16 protein-coding genes are annotated in these 14400 nt (G+C 70.9%); 13 read left to right on the forward strand and 3 right to left on the reverse strand.

Annotation, left to right across the window (positions count from 1 at the left end):
* The first annotated feature begins 8 nt into the window (after positions 1-8).
* From AB0C87_RS11640 to AB0C87_RS11695, 12 genes are all read left to right on the forward strand, one after another.
* Complete coding sequence (locus tag AB0C87_RS11640) at positions 9-425, forward strand: hypothetical protein (RefSeq protein WP_353831727.1); 417 nt, start codon at positions 9-11, stop codon at positions 423-425.
* Positions 426-512: 87 nt separating this feature from the next.
* On the forward strand, positions 513-737 hold the full coding sequence (locus AB0C87_RS11645; protein WP_185027641.1) for an AtpZ/AtpI family protein: 225 nt from the start codon (positions 513-515) through the stop codon (positions 735-737).
* 61 nt (positions 738-798) lie between these two features.
* On the forward strand, positions 799-1590 hold the full coding sequence (gene atpB, locus AB0C87_RS11650) for a F0F1 ATP synthase subunit A (RefSeq protein WP_345182604.1): 792 nt from the start codon (positions 799-801) through the stop codon (positions 1588-1590).
* A gap of 103 nt (positions 1591-1693) precedes the next feature.
* Positions 1694-1927 (forward strand): ATP synthase F0 subunit C, encoded by a 234-nt coding sequence (atpE, locus tag AB0C87_RS11655; protein ID WP_089310093.1) that lies wholly within the window; start codon positions 1694-1696, stop codon positions 1925-1927.
* A gap of 32 nt (positions 1928-1959) precedes the next feature.
* Positions 1960-2517, forward strand: coding sequence for a F0F1 ATP synthase subunit B (locus AB0C87_RS11660; protein ID WP_345182602.1), 558 nt, complete (start codon positions 1960-1962; stop codon positions 2515-2517).
* Positions 2514-3335, forward strand: coding sequence for a F0F1 ATP synthase subunit delta (locus AB0C87_RS11665; protein WP_353831728.1), 822 nt, complete (start codon positions 2514-2516; stop codon positions 3333-3335). The genes AB0C87_RS11660 and AB0C87_RS11665 overlap by 4 nt, the downstream gene beginning before the upstream one ends.
* A 41-nt stretch (positions 3336-3376) precedes the next feature.
* Positions 3377-5011, forward strand: a complete 1635-nt coding sequence (gene atpA, locus AB0C87_RS11670; RefSeq protein ID WP_345182598.1) for a F0F1 ATP synthase subunit alpha — start codon at positions 3377-3379, stop codon at positions 5009-5011.
* A 5-nt stretch (positions 5012-5016) separates the two neighbouring features.
* Entirely contained in the window at positions 5017-5913 is an 897-nt protein-coding gene (locus tag AB0C87_RS11675) for a F0F1 ATP synthase subunit gamma (RefSeq protein WP_360577289.1), read from the forward strand.
* Positions 5914-5920: 7 nt separating this feature from the next.
* Positions 5921-7351, forward strand: coding sequence for a F0F1 ATP synthase subunit beta (gene atpD / locus AB0C87_RS11680; RefSeq protein WP_353831730.1), 1431 nt, complete (start codon positions 5921-5923; stop codon positions 7349-7351).
* Between the two features lie 78 nt (positions 7352-7429).
* A complete protein-coding gene (locus tag AB0C87_RS11685; protein ID WP_345182591.1) occupies positions 7430-7816 on the forward strand; it encodes a F0F1 ATP synthase subunit epsilon in 387 nt (128 codons plus the stop codon).
* Between the two features lie 22 nt (positions 7817-7838).
* A complete protein-coding gene (locus AB0C87_RS11690; protein WP_353831731.1) occupies positions 7839-8303 on the forward strand; it encodes a DUF2550 family protein in 465 nt (154 codons plus the stop codon).
* A 160-nt stretch (positions 8304-8463) separates the two neighbouring features.
* A complete protein-coding gene (locus AB0C87_RS11695; protein WP_360577328.1) occupies positions 8464-10005 on the forward strand; it encodes a M28 family peptidase in 1542 nt (513 codons plus the stop codon).
* 27 nt (positions 10006-10032) lie between these two features.
* On the opposite strand, the gene AB0C87_RS11700 is transcribed toward AB0C87_RS11695, so the two are convergent.
* The 3 genes from AB0C87_RS11700 to AB0C87_RS11710 all read right to left on the reverse strand — a co-directional run bounded on the left by AB0C87_RS11700 (position 10033) and on the right by AB0C87_RS11710 (position 12371).
* The gene (locus AB0C87_RS11700; protein WP_360577291.1) at positions 10033-10599 is read right to left on the reverse strand and encodes a DUF4913 domain-containing protein; all 567 of its coding nucleotides are present in this window, start codon (positions 10597-10599) and stop codon (positions 10033-10035) included.
* 108 nt (positions 10600-10707) lie between these two features.
* The gene (locus tag AB0C87_RS11705; RefSeq protein WP_360577292.1) at positions 10708-11634 is read right to left on the reverse strand and encodes a DUF4097 family beta strand repeat-containing protein; all 927 of its coding nucleotides are present in this window, start codon (positions 11632-11634) and stop codon (positions 10708-10710) included.
* A gap of 122 nt (positions 11635-11756) precedes the next feature.
* Positions 11757-12371: a cob(I)yrinic acid a,c-diamide adenosyltransferase gene (locus AB0C87_RS11710; RefSeq protein ID WP_360577294.1), complete on the reverse strand. Its 615-nt coding sequence runs from the start codon at positions 12369-12371 to the stop codon at positions 11757-11759.
* A 70-nt stretch (positions 12372-12441) separates the two neighbouring features.
* On the opposite strand from AB0C87_RS11710, the gene AB0C87_RS11715 reads away from it, so the two are divergent.
* Positions 12442-14034 carry a GMC family oxidoreductase N-terminal domain-containing protein gene (locus AB0C87_RS11715; protein WP_345182581.1) on the forward strand — a complete coding sequence of 531 codons (1593 nt, stop codon included), beginning with the start codon at positions 12442-12444 and terminating at the stop codon, positions 14032-14034.
* Positions 14035-14400: the final 366 nt, after the last annotated feature.

A 14400-nucleotide genomic window follows, 5' to 3' on the forward strand; every position in this document is an offset into this window, starting at 1 on the left:
GAGCCCTCATGCATACCTCCGACGCCCGGATGCTCCGCGGCGCCGCGATCCCGACGTCGGTCGTCGGGGTGGGTGCCGTAGTGATCGGCCTGCTGACCGCGGGCGCCAAGGGCGCCCTCGCGGCGGCGCTGGCCTCCGTCGTGGTGATCGCCTTCTTCTCGGTGAGCGCGCTGGTGGTCTCCTGGGCCTCCCGCCTCTCGGCCCAGACGATGATGCTGGCCGCCCTCGCCAGCTACGCGGTGAAGATCCTCGCGGTGATGGTGCTGGTCACGGCCATCGACGGCGTGTCGATCTTCAACACCCAGGTCTTCGGCTGGACGGTCATCGGGCTCGCGCTGCTGTGGATCGGAGCCGAGTTCCGCGTCGTCCTGCAGCGGAGGCCCTACATTGACGACCCCGAGAACGTGCTGGACCGGAGTCCGTGATGAAGCGCTCGCGGACGGTACCGGCCACCATGACGGACTACTCCAATATGACCACCGCAGGCATGGCCTGCTATCGTCCGGAGCGCGATGAGCGAGCAGAAACGCCGGCCGGAAGACGGCCAGCGGGAATTCGCCGACGCCGCCTGGTCCGTGCCCAGCTACCTCCTTTCCGGGATGCTCATCTGGGGCGGTCTCGGGTGGCTGCTGTCCAAATGGACGCACCAGACCTGGCTGGTCCCGATCGGCCTGGTCATCGGCGTCGTGCTCGCCGTCTACCTGGTCTACGTGAAGTTCGGTCGCCACTCCTCCTGAGCGGCCCCGCCGCCGAGGAAGCCTTCGTGAAACATCACCACATTGATGAAGGGAACGCCGCGTGAACGCGCTGACGGTCCTCGCCTCCGGCGGAGAAGAGTTCCAGGCCCCCGGACCGGAGCTGTTCGACTTCCCGCCCCTGTTCGCCGGCGGCCCCGCGTGGCTCACCAAGCCGGTCGTCTTCGCGGTCGTCGGGTCGCTGGTGATCTGCGTCTTCTTCTGGAGCGCCTTCGCCAAGCCGAAGCTCGTGCCGCGGGGCGTGCAGAACCTCGGCGAGGTCGGCTACATGTTCGTGCGGGACGAGATCGCCCGCCCGTTCCTCGGCAAGAACACCGACCGGTGGATGCCGATGCTGATGTCGATGTTCTTCCTGATCTGGGTCTGGAACATCTTCGCGGTGGTCCCGATCATCCAGTTCCCGATCGCCTCGCACATCGCGTTCCCGATCGTCCTGGCGCTCTTCGTCTACATCATCAAGATCTACCTCGGGCTGCGGCACCAGGGCATCCGGTACTTCTCGAACATGATCCCCAGCGGCCTCCCGCTGCCGGTCTACTTCCTGCTGGTGCCGATCGAGTACCTCTCGACCTTCGTCCTGGCCCCCTTCACCCACGCGGTCCGGCTCTTCGCCAACATGTTCGCGGGCCACACGATCCTGGCGTTCTTCAGCCTGGTCGGCTTCTGGTTCCTCTTCGAGAAGCCCACGGTCGCCGGGTTCGGCGTCGGCATCATCGGTGTGATCGTCACGATCGCCATGACGGCGCTGGAGCTGCTGATCCAGTTCCTGCAGGCGTTCCTGTTCACCATGCTGGCCGCCATGTACATCTCGAGCGGCCTGGAAGCGGACCACTAAGACCCGCGGGGCACGCGACGCCCCGGCTCCGCGGACCCCATCGGACAACCTCGTAAGCCCAGACCGGCGGAGCTTCCGCCGGCCGACAGAAAAGGGAAAGAACATGGGAGACCTCGCTGCCCTCAGCGGTAACGTCACCTCGATCGGTTACGGCCTCGCGGCGATCGGCCCGGGCATCGGCGTCGGCATCATCTTCGGCCAGGGCGTGAACGCGATCGCCCGCCAGCCCGAGCTGACCGGTGTGATCCGCACCAACATGCTGCTGGGCTTCGTCCTTACCGAGGCGCTCGCCCTGATCGGCCTGGTCGCGCCGTTCATCTTCCAGGGCATCAAGTAGTAGCCGTCCGAACCTGAGGAAGGGCTGCAGACATGATCACAGCAGCTTCCGTCCTGGCGGCGGAGGAGAACAACCCTCTCATTCCGCACCCGTTCGAGCTGGTCGTCGGCATCTTCTCGTTCCTGGTCGTGCTGATCGTCCTCGGCAAGATCCTGACGCCGCGCATCCAGCAGACGCTGGAGGAGCGGACCGAGGCGATCGAGGGCGGCCTCCTGCGGGCCGAGCAGGCGCAGAAGGAGGCCCAGCAGGTCCTCGAGCAGTACAAGGCCCAGCAGAAGGCGGCCGCGGTCGAGGCGTCGAACGAGCGGCGCAAGGCCGAGGAGCAGGGCGCGCAGATCATCGCCCAGGCCAAGGAGCAGGCCCAGGTCGAGGCGCGCCGCATCGTCGAGAACGCCAAGGCGCAGATCGAGGCCGAGCGGCAGCAGGCGCTGCAGTCGCTGCGCGCCGAGATCGGGGCCATGTCGGTCGAGCTGGCCGGGCGCGTCGTGGGCGAGTCCCTTGAGGACAGCGCGCGGCAGAGCCGGGTCGTCGACCGGTTCCTCGAGGAGCTCGAGGAACGCGCTCGCACCCAGGAGCAGATCACATCATGACCATCACGGGAGCGGTGAGCAGGGCGTCGCTGGCCGAGGCCAAGGAACGGCTGGAGGCCGTGATCCCCTCCGCCGACCTGGCGCGGCTCGGCGGCGACCTGTTCGCGGTGCTGCACCTGATCGACCGCGAGCACGGTGTGCGGCGGGCGGTCTCCGACCCGTCGCGCGACGGGGCCGAGAAGGCGCAGCTCGTCCAGATCCTGCTGGAGGGCAAGGTGTCGCCGGCCGCTCTCGGGCTGGTCGCCGACGTCGCCCGGCTGCGCTGGTCCACGCCGTCGGAGATGTCGGACGCGCTGGAGATCCTCGCGGTCACCGCCGAGGCGGCCCGCGCCGAGGCCGCCGGCCGCATCGACGACCTGGAGGACGAGCTGTTCCGGTTCTCCCGGGTCGTCGAGGGGGAGCCGGAACTGCGCGGCGCCCTGGCCGACCCCGGCCTGCCGGCCGAGCGCAAGATCGGGCTGGTCAACGCGCTGGTGGACGGCAAGGTCACCGACGCGACACTGGCGCTGCTCACGGAACTCGTGCTGCGTCCGCGAGGACGTAGCCTGGAAAGCGGGCTCGCCGACTACGGCAAGCTGGTCGCCCAGCGCAGGCAGCGGCTGGTCGCCCTGGTCCGCTCGCCGGCGCCGTTGTCGGCGGCGCAGCGGACCCGGCTCGCCGCGGTGCTCGCCGCCGCCTACGGCCACGAAGTACATCTGAACATCGAGATCGACCCCACCGCGATCGGCGGCCTTTCGGTCCAGATCGGGGACGAGATCATCGACGGCACGATCGCCGGACGGCTGGACGACGTCCGCCGGCGGCTCGGCACCGGCTGACCCGCCGGCTAGCTGACCCCATAGGGAGCAAGAGAGGAATCATGGCGGAGCTGACGATCCGTCCGGACGAGATCCGGAACGCGCTGGAGCGCTTCGTCCAGTCGTACGAGCCCGAGGCCGCCGCGCGCGAAGAGGTCGGCACCGTCGTCGATTCCGGCGACGGTATCGCCCACGTCGAGGGCCTGCCCTCCGCGATGGCGAACGAACTCCTTGAGTTCGAGGACGGTACCCGTGGCCTGGCTCTGAACCTGGACGTGCGTGAGATCGGCGCCGTTGTCCTTGGCGACTTCAGCAAGATCGAAGAGGGCCAGAAGGTCCGCCGGACCGGCGAGGTCCTCTCGGTCCCCGTCGGCGACGGCTTCCTCGGCCGCGTCGTGGACGCGCTGGGCAACCCGCTGGACGGCAAGGGCCCGATCGAGACGACCGAGCGCCGCGCGCTCGAACTGCAGGCCCCCACGGTCGTGCAGCGGCAGTCGGTGAGCGAGCCGCTGCAGACCGGCATCAAGGCCATCGACGCGATGACGCCGATCGGCCGCGGCCAGCGGCAGCTGATCATCGGTGACCGGCAGACCGGCAAGACGACGGTCTGCGTGGACACGATCATCAACCAGAAGGAGAACTGGGAGTCCGGCGACGAGAAGAAGCAGGTCCGCTGCATCTACGTCGCGATCGGCCAGAAGGGCTCCACGATCGCCAACGTCCGCCGCTCCCTGGAGGAGGCCGGCGCGCTGGAGTACACCACGATCGTGGCTGCTCCCGCGTCCGACCCGGCGGGCTACAAGTACATCGCCCCCTACACCGGGTCCGCGATCGGCCAGCACTGGATGTACCAGGGCAAGCACGTCCTGATCATCTTCGACGACCTGTCGAAGCAGGCCGAGGCCTACCGCGCGGTGTCGCTGCTGCTGCGCCGCCCGCCGGGCCGCGAGGCCTACCCCGGTGACGTGTTCTACCTGCACTCGCGTCTGCTGGAGCGCTGCGCGAAGCTGTCGGACGACATGGGCGGCGGCTCGATGACGGGTCTGCCGATCATCGAGACCAAGGGCAGCGACGTGTCGGCCTACATCCCGACGAACGTCATCTCGATCACCGACGGGCAGTGCTTCCTGGAGACGGACCTGTTCAACCAGGGCGTCCGGCCGGCGATCAACGTCGGCATCTCGGTCTCCCGGGTCGGCGGCGACGCGCAGATCAAGGCGATGAAGACGGTCGCCGGCACGCTGCGCCTGGCGCTGTCGCAGTTCCGCGACCTGGAGGCGTTCGCCGCCTTCGCGTCCGACCTGGACGCCGCCTCGCGCGCCCAGCTGGAGCGCGGCGCCCGGCTGGTCGAGCTGCTGAAGCAGCCGCAGGGCAGCCCGTTCCCGGTCGAGCAGGAGGTCGTGTCCGTGTGGGCGGGCACCTCCGGCGCGCTGGACGACGTCCCGGTGGCCGACGTCCGCCGCTTCGAGCGCGAGTTCCTCGACTACGTCGAGCGTGAGGAGGGCGGCCTGCTGACCTCCATCCGCGAGACCGGCAAGCTGTCCGACGACGGCCTCACCAGCCTCAAGAACACCATCACGGAGTTCAAGAAGGGCTTCCAGACCAGCGAGGGCGAGCTGCTCGCTGAGGAGCCCGTCGAGGCGATCGACGACGAGGACGTCAAGCAGGAGACGATCACCCGCGTCAAGAAGGGCTGACGGCCATGGCCGCACAGCTTCGTCAACTCCGGCAGAAGATCAAGACGGTCAAGTCGACCGCCAAGATCACTCGTGCCCAGGAGATGATCGCCACGTCGCGGATCGTCAAGGCCCAGCAGGCGGTGGCGGCCTCCAAGCCGTACGCCGACCAGATCACGCAGGCCCTGACCGCGCTGGTGAGTCACAACGTCGGGATCGACCACCCGCTGCTGGAGGAGCAGCCGGCCGACAACCGCAGCGCCGTGCTGATCATCACGAGCGACCGCGGGTTCTGCGGCGCCTACAACGCCAACGTCATCCGCGAGGCGGAGTCGCTGATCAAGGCGCTGCGGGACGAGGGCCGCGAGCCGGTCCCCTACGTCGTCGGCAACAAGGGCATCACCTGGTACCGGTTCCGGGGCCGGGACCTCGCCGAGTCCTGGAAGGGGTTCAGCGACCGCCCGAACTTCGGCAACGCCGAGGGGATCGGGCGGCGGCTGGCCGAGGACTTCCTCAAGACCGACGCCGAGGGCGGGGTCGGGGAGATCCACGTGGTCTACACCGAGTTCGTCTCGATGCTGACCCAGACCGTCCGGGTCACCCGGCTGATGCCGCTGGAGATCGAGGAGGCCGAGTCCTCCAAGGTCCCGCCGGCGTACGAGTTCGAGCCGTCCGCCCAGGCCGCGCTCGACCTGCTCCTGCCGAACTACATCGAGAGCCGCATCTTCCACATGCTGCTGCAGTCGGCGGCGTCCTTCCAGGCGTCGGTCCGGCGGGCCATGAAGTCGGCGACCGACAATGCCAACGAACTGGTCGGGGTCTACACGCGCCAGATGAACCAGGCGCGGCAGGCTGCGATCACCCAGGAAATCAGCGAGATCGTCGGTGGCGCTGACGCGCTCGCCGATTCTGGCGGGGAGTGAGAAGGGTATGACTGCTCAGGTAGAGACGGCGACCGCGACCGGGCGCGTCGCCCGTGTCATCGGCCCGGTCGTCGACGTGGAGTTCCCCGCCGACGCCATTCCGGAGATCTACAACGCCCTCAACGCCCAGGTCACCCTGGGCGGCGAGGCGAAGACCCTGACGTTCGAGGTCGCGCAGCACCTCGGCGACAACATGGTCAGGGCCATCTCGATGCAGCCGACGGACGGCCTCGTCCGCGGCGCTCCGGTGTTCGACTCGGGCGAGTCGATCATGGTTCCGGTCGGCGACATCACCAAGGGCCACGTGTGGAACGCCCTCGGCGACGCGCTGGACGTCCCGACCGCCTCGCTGGAGGTCAACGAGCGCTGGGGCATCCACCGCGGCGCTCCGCCGTTCGACCAGCTGGAATCCAGGACCGAGATGCTGGAGACCGGCATCAAGGTCATCGACCTGCTGTGCCCGTACGTCAAGGGCGGCAAGATCGGTCTGTTCGGCGGCGCGGGTGTGGGCAAGACCGTCCTCATCCAGGAGATGATCCGCCGCGTCGCCCGCAACTTCGGCGGCACCTCGGTGTTCGCCGGAGTGGGCGAGCGCACCCGTGAGGGCAACGACCTCTGGGTGGAGATGGCCGAGGCGGACGTCCTCAAGGACACCGCGATGGTGTTCGGCCAGATGGACGAGCCGCCGGGCACCCGGCTGCGGGTGGCGCTGTCCGCGCTGACGATGGCGGAGTACTTCCGCGACGTGCAGAACCAGGACGTGCTGCTGTTCATCGACAACATCTTCCGGTTCACGCAGGCCGGTTCGGAGGTGTCCACGCTGCTCGGGCGCATGCCGTCCGCGGTGGGGTACCAGCCGACGCTGGCCGACGAGATGGGCGTGCTCCAGGAGCGGATCACCTCGACGCGCGGTAACTCGATCACCTCGATGCAGGCGATCTACGTTCCCGCCGACGACATCACCGACCCGGCGCCGCACACCACGTTCGCGCACCTGGACGCCACCACGACGCTGTCGCGGAGCATCTCCGAGAAGGGGATCTTCCCGGCGGTGGACCCGCTCGACTCCACCTCGCGGATCATGGACCCGCAGATCCTGGGGAACGAGCACTACGAGGTCGCCCAGGAAGTGATCCGGATCCTGCAGAAGTACAAGGAGCTGCAGGACATCATCGCGATCCTCGGCATCGACGAGCTCTCCGAGGAGGACAAGGTCACCGTCCAGCGGGCGCGGCGCATCGAGCGCTTCCTGTCGCACCCGATGTACGTGGCCGAGCAGTTCACCGGCCAGCCCGGTGAGACGGTGCCGAAGGACGAGACGATCTCCTCGTTCAAGGCGCTCGCGGAGGGCAAGTACGACCATCTCCCCGAGCAGGCGTTCTTCATGTGCGGCGGCATCGAGGATGTCGAGAAGAAGGCCAAGGAGCTGGAGAAGTAGTCCGCTCCGGCGGGCCGCGCCCGGGCTCCGCGCCCGGGCCGGCCCGCCGGATCCGCTCCAGTAGTCGGAGGGAAAGACGTGGCAACCCTGAAGGTCGGGCTGGTCTCGCCGGAGCGCGAGGTCTGGTCCGGCGAGGCCAAGATGGTGGTCGCGCAGACGATCGAGGGCTCGCTCGGCATCCTGCCGGGGCACGCCCCGGTGCTGGGCGTCCTCCTCGACGGCAGCGTGGTGAAGATCGAGCCCGCGGACGGCGGTGCGCCGGTCCTGGCGGCGGTCGGCAGCGGGTTCTTCTCCGTCGCCGCCAACGAGGTGTCGGTGCTGGCCGAGCAGGTCCAGCGGGCCGAGGAGATCGACGTCGACGAGGCCAAGCGGGCGCTCGACGAGGCCCTGTCCGCCGAGGGCGAGGACACGACGCCGGAGCGGCGCGCCCGGGCGCGGCTGCGCGCGGCGGGCGTCGAGGCCTAGGTCCGGGCGAACGGCGGGGGACTTGGGCGAGCACCTGGCACTGGACGTCGGCGGGGTGCTCGCCGTGCTCGTCCTGGGGGCGGCGCTGCTGTTCGCCTCCATGGCGGTGCGCCGCTGGCTGTTCACGCGCGGCGGCGGCACCGTGGAGTGCAGCCTGCGCGAACTGCCCCGGGAGGGCGGAGCCCCCGGAGTGTGGAGGCTCGGCATCGGCCGCTACAAGGGCGATGTCCTGCACTGGCACCGCGTGTTCGGTTTCCGCAGAAGGCCCCGGCAGGTGATCCACCGCCGGGGCCTCGTCGTGTCCAACCGGCGCGTCCCGGACCGGGAGGAGGCCGAGGGCCTGCTGCCGGACGTGAGCGTCATCGAGGTCAGGAACGGCGACCTCGCGGTGGAGCTGGCGATGGGCGCTGCGGCCCTGACCGGGTTCCTGGCCTGGCTGGAGGCGGCTCCGCCGGGCTTCCCGGTCGACCTGCACTCCTCCGAATGAGGGGACGGGCGGGCGCGATCGGGGACGGGCCGGGCATGAGCTGGTAAGAACCCGGTATCGAATCGGCCTGGCCGTGCCGCCGCTGCTTGAGGCGGCCGGGGCGCGGGGTGAGGATCGCGCTGGTCCGCTCCCTTCTCCGTCCGCTGGAGTGCACGTGCGCATGCTCCTCACCGGCCGCAGGCATCCCGCCGTCCGCAGGCTCGCGTTCGGCACGGCCGTGGCGCTGCCCGCCCTGTTCCTGCCCGCCGCCCTGCCGACGGCCGGGGCCGCGCCGGCGCGTCCCGATCTCGCCGCGCTGGTCACGCTGGCGGACATCAGGCCCCACCTGGCCGCGTTCCAGGAGATCGCCGACTACAACGGCGGCGACCGCGCGGCGGGGAGGGCCGGCTACGACGTGTCCGTGCGGTACGTCACCGGGCGGCTGAAGAAGTACGGGTTCGCGCCGAGGGTGCAGAAGTTCACCTATCCGTACTGGCGGGAGCGGACGCCCGCGGCGTTCGCGCGGACGGCGCCGTCCAAGGCGTCCTACAGGCGGGAGGCCGACTTCCTCACGCTCGCGTACTCGGGTTCGGGCGATGTGACGGCGCCGGCGGCGGCGGTGGACGTCCCGTCCAAGGGGGAGGGGACGAGCGGCTGCGAGGCCGGTGACTTCAAGGGCTTCGCGAAGGGCTCGATCGCGCTCGTCCAGCGGGGGACCTGCACGTTCGCGGCCAAGGCCGCCAACGCGCGGGCGGCCGGGGCGTCCGCCGTGGTGATCTTCAACAAGCCGGGGGAGCGGGGGCCGCTGAACGGGACGCTGTCGCGGCCGGCCGCGGTCCCGGTCGTCGGGCCGACGCACGCGGTGGGTGCCGCGCTGGTGAAGGCCGCGCGTAAGGGGGGCCTGAAGCTGCGGGTCAGGACCGACGCCGTGCACGGGAGGCGGGCGTCGGCCAACGTCATCGCCGACACCCCGCAGGGGCGGGCCGACAACGTCGTGGTCGCCGGCGCGCATCTGGACAGCGTCCCGGCGGGCCCGGGGATCAACGACAACGGCACCGGCGCGGCCGTCCTGCTCGCCGTCGCCGCCAAGATCAAGCAGCTCGGCCGGGACGGCCTGCGCAACCGGGTGCGTTTCGCCTGGTGGGGGGCCGAGGAGGAGGGCCTGCAGGGGTCGGAGCAGTACCTGCGGTCGTTGCCCGTGTCGCAGCGGGCGCGGATCGCGCTGAACCTGAACTTCGACATGCTCGGTTCGCCCAACGGCACCCGGGGCGTCTACGACGGCGACCACTCGACCGGCGCGGGCACGCGGGCGCCCGCCGGGTCGGGGGCGATCGAGCGGATGTTCCGGCAGTACTTCCAGGGCCGCCGCCTGCCGGTCACGGAGAGCCGGTTCGACGGGCGTTCCGACTACGGGCCGTTCGTCGAGCGGGGCATCCCGGCGGGCGGGATGGACACCGGCGCCGAGGGAGTGAAGACCGCCGCCGAGGCCAAGGTGTTCGGCGGCAGGGCGGGCAAGGCGTACGACCCGTGCTATCACGCGAAGTGCGACCGCCTGAAGAACGTCAACCTCAGGATGCTCGACAGCAACGCCGACGGGATCGCGCACGTGCTGCAGCACCTGGCCCGGACGACGGTCGCGGTGAACGGCGGCGCCCGCTTCGGCCCTGCGGCGGTGGACCCGTCCTACGCCCCGCTGTGGCAGGGCCCGTACCTGCTGCGTTGACGGCGGGCGGGCCCGGCCGGCCCGGCGTCACACCGAAGGGAACCCGAAGTCTTCGACCGGGGTGGCGGGGCCCGCGTTGTGGACGGGCCGCTCGGGATCGGTCATGCACTCCGCGAAGGGGCCGTCGGGGGCGCGGAGGCGTGCGAGCGTGGGGTCGAGATGGTCGCGGTGCCAGGTGCTCGGGCCGGTGTGCCCGCATCCCGGCGAGTCGGTGAGCCCCTGCCAGGCCATCCAGAGGGCGTGGAGGCGGGCGAGTGCCTCGGGATGTTCCCACCAGCGCGAGCACCACGGCCGGAGCGGGCTCACCTGGGTGACGTAGACGGGGACCAGGAGGACGTTGACCCAGGTGGCCATGGTCTCCAGTTCGAGGGTGTGCTCTGGGCCGTCCAGGTACAGGAGGAAGGTCGGCACGACCGGGCCTTCGTCCTCCGGCCGGCCGGCGGGGTCCTCGGCGTCGATCGACGTGGGCGAGGCGAGCCGATCGCGGAGTCCCTTGATGACCTCCGCGTGCCTGGCGAGACCGTGACCGTGGATCTCGACGACCGCGCGCAGGTCGGCGAGGTCCTCGGCGAGGCCGTCGGGTGAGTCGGTCATGATGCGTCTCCATCGGGCTACTGGCTGCGAGCGCCATGGATGACCGTCCGGAGACCGTGGACCGAGTCAAGTTCGGCGTGACCGTTAGTCCGGTATGACGGTGATGCCCTAGTTTGGCGTCACGGCGATGTCGCCGTCGCGCGTGCGCAGGTCGAGGCGCCGCGCGGACCGCGAGTCCTGGCGGACGCCCGGGTCGATCCGCCTGGCCCCCTGGGCGGACAGCGAGATGGCGTAGCCCTCCTCGCCCGGCAGGCGCAGCCGGATCGGGCCGCTCCCGGCGACGGCCCGGACGTCGGCGGGCGGCGAGTCCAGCCGCATCGTGATCCCGCCGTCGTCGCTCCGGGCGGTGATCCGGTCGGCGGCGAGCCCGTCCAGGGTGATCGAGCCGCTGCCGGTGCGGAGGTCGGCGACGCGGACGCGCCCGCTCACCTCCATCCGGCCGTCGGACGCGCGGGCCTTCAGCCGGTCGGCGGTGAGGTTCCCGGCCGTGACGGCGCCGCTGCCGCTGCGCAGGTCGGCGGTGGCCACGCGGCCCGTCACGCGCACCGCCCCGTCGTCGGCGCTGATCGACACCGTCGCGGCCCGCAGGTCCGTCGCCCTGATCGCGCCGGTGGCGCTGCGCAGCCGCACCGTCCCGGCGAGGCCGGACACCTCGATCGCCCCGTCCCCGCTCTCGACCTGCACGGACGTGCTGCGCGGGACCTGGACGCGGTAGGAGACCCCGCACGCGGAGAACCCCATCACGTTCCGGCCGCACGAGGACGACAGGGCGAGCGTGGAGCCCTCGGAGACGTGCCGTGCCTTCGGCCTGTTCTTGTCGTTGGACCAGCGCAGCCGCTCGGTGATCCTGATGCCGGGGGAGTCGGACGCGGTGACCTCGACCCGCCCTCCGTGCGTCGTGATCTTCAACCCGGCGGTGCCCGCGGGCGCGGAGTAGGAGTGGTCCTGCTGGTGCCGGCCGACGCTGACGTTGCCGCAGCCCGTCAGCGCCGCCGCGGTCAGCGCCGTGGCGGCCGCGGCTGTCAGAGTCCTCACGTGGTCTCTCCCCGTCGTCGGCGTACGGCCCGTCAAGGGCAAGCCTGCTCCAGGCGCGGCGGCGCCCGCCAGGAGGGGAGCCGGTCAACCGGGGGTGGGGTTAGCCCCACCCCCGTGACGCCTCAGCGCTCGCCGCCGGGCTTCCACAGGACGTCGCCGGTCTCGGCGTTGGCGACGCGGCAGAGGATGAACAGCAGGTCCGACAGCCGGTTGAGGTACTTGGCCGTCAGCGCGTTCACGCCGCCCTCGGACGTGTCGCCGGCGTCGCCGTGGGCCTCGATCGCGGCCCAGGCGGACCGCTCGGCCCGGCGCGTCACCGTCCGCGCGACGTGCAGGAGCGCGGCGCCGGGCGTCCCGCCGGGGAGGATGAAGCTGCGCAGCGTCGGAAGGTCGGCGTTGTACTCGTCGCAGGCCTCCTCCAGGCGCTCGACGTAGGACGGCTCGATGCGCAGCGGCGGGTACTGCGGGTCGGGGACGACGGGCGCGCACAGGTCGGCGCCCACGTCGAACAGGTCGTTCTGGACCCGGGTCAGCAGCGCGACCAGCCCCTCGGGCAGGGATCCGAGCGCGATCGCCGTGCCGATCGCGGCGTTGGCCTCCTCGACGTCGGCGTACGCGGCGAGGCGCGGATCGGTCTTGGACGTGCGGGACGCGTCCCCCAGCGCGGTGGTGCCGTCGTCTCCCGTGCGGGTGTAGATCCGGGAGAGCACGACGGGATTGTCCCTGTTCTTCGCCATGGGGGCAGCCTAGCCCTGCCGCTGGCAGAAGCCCGTTCGGTAGGGTTTCGGAAAGACCTCGGAGGCCGCCGTGTACGACTACATCATCGTGGGAGCGGGCAGTGCGGGCTGCGTCCTGGCCGCCCGACTGACCGAGGACCCCTCCGTGAAGGTCCTGCTGCTGGAGGCGGGCCCGCCCGACGACGCCCCCGAGATCCACATCCCGGCCGCGGTGGCCGCGCTGATCAAGGGCCCGTACGACTGGGACTACGCGACCGTCCCGCAGGAGCACGCGGCCGGGCGCAGCGTGTACTGGCCGCGCGGGCGCACGCTCGGCGGCAGCTCGTCCACCAACGCGATGATCTACATCCGCGGGGCCCGGCACGACTACGACACCTGGCGCGACTCCTACGGCTGCGAGGGCTGGGGCTACGAGGACCTGCTGCCCTACTTCGTCCGCGCCGAGGACCAGCAGCGCGGCGAGCTGCCCTACCACGGCGTCGGCGGCCCGCTGCGCGTCGAGGACCTGCGCTACCGGCACCCCCTGACCCGCGCGTGGGTGCAGTCGGCCAAGGCGTACGGCCTCGCCGCCAACCACGACTTCAACGGCGCCGACCAGGACGGCGTCGGCTTCTACCAGGTCACCCACAAGCGCGGCCGCCGCTGGTCGACCGCCGCCGGCTACCTGCACCCGATCGAGCACCGCCCGAACCTGACGGTCGTCACCGACGCCCTCGCCACCCGCGTGGTGATCGAGGACGGCCGCGCCGTCGGCGTCCGCTACGAGGCGCGCGGCGAGACGATGTCGGCCCGCGCCGAGGCCGAGGTGATCCTGTCGGGCGGCGCGGTGAACAGCCCGCAGCTCCTCATGCTCTCGGGCGTCGGCCCCGCCGACCACCTGCGCTCCCTCGGCATCGACGTCCTGGTCGACTCCCCGGTGGGGCAGCGGCTCCAGGACCACCCGTTCGTGAACGTCATGTTCGCCACGCCCCGCACCAAGCCCCTCTGGGAACTGGCGAACGCCCGCTCCTTCGCCCTCTACCAGGCCCTGGCGCGCGGCCCCTACGCCTCGAACGTCGCCGAGGCCGGGGGGTTCGCCCGGACGGTGGAGGGCCTGCCCGCCCCCGACCTGCAGTACCACGTCCTGCCGACCCCGTTCGTCAACCAGGGCCTCACCGACTCCTCCGAGCGCCTGCTGTCGGTCATGGTCACCGCGGTGGCGATCGCGAGCCGCGGGGCGCTGACCCTCCGCTCCGCCAGCCCCCATGCCAAGCCGCTGATCGATCCCGCCTACCTCGCCGACAAGGCCGACCTGGACATCCTGGTCGCCGGCGTCCGGCAGGCCCGCGAGATCGCCTCCACCGGGCCGCTGGCCTCCCTGATCGGCGGCGAGTGGGCCCCCGGCGAGCAGGTCGACTCCGACGAGGCCATCGCCGACTTCGTCCGCCGCGAGGCCGCGACGCTCTTCCACCCCACCAGCACCTGCGCGATGGGCGCGGACGACTCCGTCTGCGACACCGAACTGCGCGTCCGGGGCGTCGAGGGCCTGCGCGTGGTCGACGCCTCGGTCATGCCGGCCGTCCCGCGGGGAAACACCAACGCCCCGACCATCGCGATCGCCGAACGCGCCGCCGACCTGATCCGGGGCCGCGCCCCCCTCGCGCCCGCGGGCGCCCGGAAATGAGGAACGCCCCCGTCGGAGACGACGGGGGCGTGGCCGCTGGGACGCAGGCTGCGGGGCTCACCGCTTGAGCGCCTTCACGATACGGGCGCGGCGGCTGTTCTTCCCCTCCGCTCGCAGCACTCGTACGCGGTCCTCGATGACGACCTTCATGAACTCCTGGCTGAACATCAGCTTCTCCTTGTTCCCGCCGGGCCCTCTCGGCCCGACATGTACAAGGTTCGTCCTAAGGCCCCACCCTGAGCATCGGGACGACGCCTTATCTAGGCATGCCTAGGACGCCTTAGACCCGGCCGTCCCGCCGGCAGGACCGCGTAGGACGCTCAGACACGTCCGGGCTGCCCGGGTATGGACAGGCGGAGCGCGATG

Source organism: Actinomadura sp. NPDC048021, from assembly GCF_040653135.1.
In the GTDB taxonomy this organism is placed as follows: Bacteria; Actinomycetota; Actinomycetes; order Streptosporangiales; family Streptosporangiaceae; genus Spirillospora; species Spirillospora verrucosospora.

Bases quoted from the DNA above. Each gene is read 5' to 3' on its own strand.
- AB0C87_RS11645 (WP_185027641.1), top strand. From the start codon at position 513: ATGAGCGAGCAGAAACGCCGGCCGGAAGACGGCCAGCGGGAATTCGCC.
- AB0C87_RS11700 (WP_360577291.1), bottom strand. From the start codon at position 10,599: ATGACCGACTCACCCGACGGCCTCGCCGAGGACCTCGCCGACCTGCGC.
- AB0C87_RS11660 (WP_345182602.1), top strand. From the start codon at position 1,960: ATGATCACAGCAGCTTCCGTCCTGGCGGCGGAGGAGAACAACCCTCTC.
- AB0C87_RS11665 (WP_353831728.1), top strand. From the start codon at position 2,514: ATGACCATCACGGGAGCGGTGAGCAGGGCGTCGCTGGCCGAGGCCAAG.
- AB0C87_RS11710 (WP_360577294.1), bottom strand. From the start codon at position 12,371: ATGGCGAAGAACAGGGACAATCCCGTCGTGCTCTCCCGGATCTACACC.
- atpA (WP_345182598.1), top strand. From the start codon at position 3,377: ATGGCGGAGCTGACGATCCGTCCGGACGAGATCCGGAACGCGCTGGAG.
- AB0C87_RS11640 (WP_353831727.1), top strand. From the start codon at position 9: ATGCATACCTCCGACGCCCGGATGCTCCGCGGCGCCGCGATCCCGACG.
- atpD (WP_353831730.1), top strand. From the start codon at position 5,921: ATGACTGCTCAGGTAGAGACGGCGACCGCGACCGGGCGCGTCGCCCGT.
- AB0C87_RS11695 (WP_360577328.1), top strand. From the start codon at position 8,464: ATGCTCCTCACCGGCCGCAGGCATCCCGCCGTCCGCAGGCTCGCGTTC.
- AB0C87_RS11675 (WP_360577289.1), top strand. From the start codon at position 5,017: ATGGCCGCACAGCTTCGTCAACTCCGGCAGAAGATCAAGACGGTCAAG.
- atpE (WP_089310093.1), top strand. From the start codon at position 1,694: ATGGGAGACCTCGCTGCCCTCAGCGGTAACGTCACCTCGATCGGTTAC.